The sequence below is a fragment of the Mycobacterium sp. genome, from assembly GCF_049281135.1.
Lineage (GTDB): Bacteria > Actinomycetota > Actinomycetes > Mycobacteriales > Mycobacteriaceae > Mycobacterium.
This window is the reverse complement of sequence record NZ_JBAPRN010000541.1, coordinates 1-4,660: the sequence shown is the minus strand read 5'-3', so window position 1 is coordinate 4,660 and position 4,660 is coordinate 1. Positions and strand designations below refer to the sequence as shown.

Sequence of the window (4,660 nt, the reverse complement as noted above, 5' to 3'; positions counted from 1 at the left end):
GCGGGATACCCCGCCGAGCGCGGTGCCGCCCAGCATCGTGCCGCCGACCAGCGGTGCGGCCTACCCGCACAAGCCGCGGCCGGCCTCGCAGGACTCCAGCTGCCCCGATGTGCAGCTGATCTCGATTCCCGGCACCTGGGAGTCGTCGCTGCAGGACGACCCGCTCAACCCGGTCCAGTTCCCGAAGGCGTTGTTGCTCAACGTCACCCGGCCGATCCGCGAGCAGTTCAACTCGAGCCGGGTTGAGACCTACACCGTCCCCTACACCGCCCAGTTCCATAACCCGCTGAGCAGCGACACGCAGATCTCCTACGACCAGAGTCGGGCCGAGGGCACCCGTGCGGCGGTCAAGGCGATGACGGACATGAACGTCAAGTGCCCACTGACCGGCTACGTGCTGGTGGGGTTCTCGCAGGGCGCGATAATCGCCGGCGACATCGCCAGCGACGTCGGAAGCGGGCGCGGCCCGGTGGACGACGACCTGGTGCTCGGTGTGACGTTGATCGCCGACGGCCGCCGCCAGCAGGGCGTGGGCCAGGAAATCGGACCCAATCCGCCGGGCGAAGGCGCCGAGATCATCCTGCACGAGGTGCCGGTGCTGTCCAACCTCGGCTTGACGATGACGGGCCCGCGACCAGGCGGTTTCGGTGCGCTCAACGCCAGGACCAACGAGATCTGCGGCGCCGGCGACCTGATCTGTGCGGCCCCGCCGGAGGCGTTCAGCCTGGCGAATCTGCCCAGGACGCTGGACATCCTGGCAGGCGGCGCGGGCGCGCCGGTGCACGCGCTGTACGCGACCACTCAGTTCTGGAGCCTGGACGGCCAGCCGGCGACGGAGTGGTCGCTGAATTGGGCGCACAATGCGATCGCGAATGCCCCCCATCCAAAACATGACTGAGCCCAAACACGGGTGATCAGGCTTACAACCTACGGCCCTGCGTCACTGGTCACGATTGCGACAAGTTGTACCTTCAGATTTGGTCCGCGGCGCACCGGCCACTAACATTAAGAGGAATTTAAGAGCAGCTGTATCGGGCGATCGCGTCGATGCGTTGCGGATTGTCGGGCGTGCCGTCGGTAGCATCGGTGAGGTTTGCCGTTCGCGACATCCCTGCGCAGGCGAAACGTGCGGCGTCCGGCTGGCCGACCCGCGTCGGACGTAGCCGTCGGCCCGCTCCGCAGTACCGCGGCCGACCGAGAACAGTTCTGACAGGAGTGCATGGCATGGCGTACCACAACCCGTTCATCGACAAGAACGGCCAGATCAAGTTCCCGGACAACACCGACCTGGTTCGTCACGTCGAGAAGTGGGCGAAGGTGCGCGGCGACCAGCTCGCCTACCGGTTCCTGGACTTCTCCACCGAACGTGAGGGCGTCGCGAAGGATATTTCGTGGTCCGAATTCGGTGCCCGCAATCGTGCGGTGGGCGCCCGGCTTCAGCAGGTGACCCAGCCGGGTGACCGCGTCGCCATCCTGTGCCCGCAGAGCCTGGACTACCTCACCGCGTTCTTCGGCACCTTGTACGCCGCCCGGATCGCGGTGCCGCTGTTCGACCCCGCCGAGCCGGGACACGTCGGCCGGCTGCACGCCGTGCTCGATGACTGCACCCCGGCGGCGATCCTGACCACCAGCGACTCCGCCGAGGGGGTACGCAAGTTCTTCCGCAGCCGGCCGGCCAAGGAGAGGCCGCGTGTGATCGCCGTCGATGCGGTGCCCGATGACGTCGCCAGCACCTGGGAGCCCGTGCTGGCCAACCACGAGACCGTTGCCTATCTGCAGTACACCTCGGGATCCACCCGCACCCCGACCGGCGTCGAGATCACCCACCTGAACCTGCCGACCAACGTGGTCCAGGTGATCCACGCCCTGGAGGGCCAGGACGGCGACCGCGGTGTGAGCTGGCTGCCGTTCTTCCACGACATGGGCCTGATCACCACCTTGTTGTCGACGGTGGTCGGCTACCGGTTCACGTTCATGACGCCCGCGGCCTTTGTGCGGCGGCCCAGCAGGTGGATACGCGAGCTTGCGCGCAAGGAGGGCGAGGCCGGTGGGGTCTTCTCGGCCGCGCCGAACTTCGCCTTCGAACACGCGGCGCTGCGCGGCCTGCCCAAAGACGGTGAGCCGCCGCTGGACCTGAGCAACGTCAAGGCGATTCTCAACGGCAGCGAGCCGGTGTCGGCGGCATCGATACGTAAATTCAACGACGCGTTTGGGCCCTACGGCTTCCAGGAGAAGGCGATCAAGCCGTCCTACGGCCTGGCCGAGGCCACCCTGTTCGTCTCGACCACCCCGATGGACGAGCCGCCGACGATCATCCATGTCGACCGGGAGGCGCTGAACATCGGACGGTTCGTCGAGGTGGCTGCCGATGCGCCGAACGGCGTCGCGCAGGCCTCCGCCGGCAAAATCGGTGTCAGCGAGTGGGCGATCATCGTCGACCCCGACACCGCCACCGAATTGCCCGACGGGCAGATCGGCGAGGTCTGGCTGCACGGCAACAACATGGGCGCCGGATATTGGAACCGGAAAGAAGAGACGCAGGAGACGTTCAAGAACATCCTCAAGTCCCGCACCAACCCCTCACGCGCCGAAGGCGCCGCCGATGACGGGACGTGGGTGCGCACCGGTGATTACGGCACCTACCACAACGATCACCTCTATATCACCGGCCGAGTCAAGGACCTGGTCATCGTCGACGGACGTAACCACTACCCGCAGGATCTCGAGTACTCAGCGCAGGAAGCCAGCCGGGCCTTGCGGCCGGGCTACGTGGCTGCGTTCTCGGTGCCCACCAACCAACTGCCCACCACGGTTTTCGACGACCCGCACGCCGGCCTCAAGTACGACCCGGAGGACAGCTCCGAGCAGCTGGTGATCGTCGGTGAGCGTGCCGCAGGTGCGCACAAGCTCGACTACCAGCCCATCGCCGACGACATCCGCGCGGCCATCGCCGTCCGCCACGGGGTGACCGTGCGCGACGTCCTGCTGGTGCAGGCCGGATCTGTGCCCAGGACCTCCAGTGGCAAGATCGGCCGCCGCGCATGCCGCGCCGCCTACATCGACGGCACCCTGCGCAGCGGTACCGCGGCTCCGAACTCCTTCCCTGACCAAACTGATTGATCGCGACTATGACTGACACCGACCTCGATATTCAGCCGACGCCCGCCGGTGACGATGCAGAGCGCAGCGATGAAGAGGAGCGGCGCATGACAACCGAAGCCGCTCCGGCCCGGACCGACATGACCGTCGCCGAGGTACGGCGTTATCTGCGCACCTGGATCGGCCAGGCCACCGGGCAGTCGCCCGATGCGATCGCCGAGGCAACGCCGATGGTGGAGCTCGGCCTGTCCTCACGCGACGCGGTGGCGATGGCCGCCGACATCGAGGACCACACCGGGGTGACGGTGTCGATCGCCGTCGCGTTCGAGCACCCGACGATCGAATCGCTGGCCACCTGGATCGTCGAGGGCGACCCCGAGACCGAAACCGGCGACGACGACACCGACTGGACCCGCACCGGGCCGGTCGAGCGCGTCGACATCGCCGTGGTGGGCCTGGCCACGCGGTTGCCCGGCGACCTGAACACTCCCGATCAGACCTGGCAGGCGCTGCTGGAAGGTCGCGACGCGATCACCGACCTGCCCGAGGGCCGCTGGTCGGAGTTCATGGAGGAGCCGCGGCTGGCCGAGCGGATCAAGAAGGCCCGCACTCGTGGTGGATACCTCAGCGACATCAAGGGATTCGACTCCGAGTTCTTCGCACTGTCCAAGACCGAAGCCGACAACATCGACCCTCAGCAGCGGATGACGCTGGAGCTGACCTGGGAGGCGCTCGAGCACGCGCGTATTCCGGCGTCCAGCCTGCGCGGCGAGTCCGTCGGCGTGTACGTCGGAACCTCGGTGATGGACTACAGCTACCTGGCGATGTCAGACCCGACCGTCGCCCACCCCTATGCGATCACCGGTACGGCGAGTTCGATTGTTGCCAACCGGGTTTCGTACTTCTTCGACTTCCACGGCCCGTCGGTCGCGGTGGACACCGCCTGCTCGAGTTCGCTGGTCGCCACCCATCAGGCGGTGCAGGCGCTGCGCAACGGCGAGTGCGACGTCGCGATGGCCGGTGGGGTCAACGCGCTGATCACCCCCGCGGTGACGCTCGGCTTCGACGAAATCGGCCAGGTGCTTTCGCCGGACGGCAGGATCAAGTCGTTCTCGTCCGACGCCGACGGCTACACCCGCTCCGAGGGCGGCGCGATGCTGGTGCTCAAGCGGGTCGACGACGCGCGCCGCGACGGCGACCAGATTCTCGCCGTGATCGCCGGCAGCGCGGTCAACCACGACGGCCGGTCCAACGGGTTGATCGCGCCGAACCCTGACGCGCAAGCCGATGTGCTGCGCCGGGCCTACAAGGACGCCGGCATCAACCCGCGCACCATCGACTACGTCGAGGCACACGGCACCGGCACCGTGCTCGGTGACCCGATCGAGGCGCAGGCACTGGGCAAGGTGGTCGGGCGCGGCCGTCCCGCCGACAAGCCGCTCCTGTTGGGCGCGGTGAAAACCAATGTCGGGCATATGGAATCGGCGGCCGGCGCGGCAAGCCTCTCCAAGATGGTGCTGGCGCTGCAACACGACAAGCTGCCACCGTCGATCAACTACGC

At 67.1% G+C, this 4,660-nt stretch carries 3 protein-coding genes; all 3 read left to right on the top strand.

Features of this window, described 5'->3' with window-relative positions; genetic code table 11:
• On the top strand, positions 1-898 hold an 898-nt coding region (locus WAN02_RS21290; RefSeq protein ID WP_422266201.1), incomplete at its 5' end, for a cutinase family protein.
• Between the two features lie 326 nt (positions 899-1,224).
• The gene (fadD32, locus tag WAN02_RS21285; RefSeq protein ID WP_422266200.1) at positions 1,225-3,120 is read left to right on the top strand and encodes a long-chain-fatty-acid--AMP ligase FadD32; all 1,896 of its coding nucleotides are present in this window, start codon (positions 1,225-1,227) and stop codon (positions 3,118-3,120) included.
• Positions 3,121-3,206: 86 nt separating this feature from the next.
• On the top strand, positions 3,207-4,660 hold a 1,454-nt coding region (locus tag WAN02_RS21280; protein ID WP_422266202.1), incomplete at its 3' end, for a beta-ketoacyl synthase N-terminal-like domain-containing protein.

Bases quoted from the DNA above. Each gene is read 5' to 3' on its own strand.
- fadD32 (WP_422266200.1), top strand. From the start codon at position 1,225: ATGGCGTACCACAACCCGTTCATCGACAAGAACGGCCAGATCAAGTTC.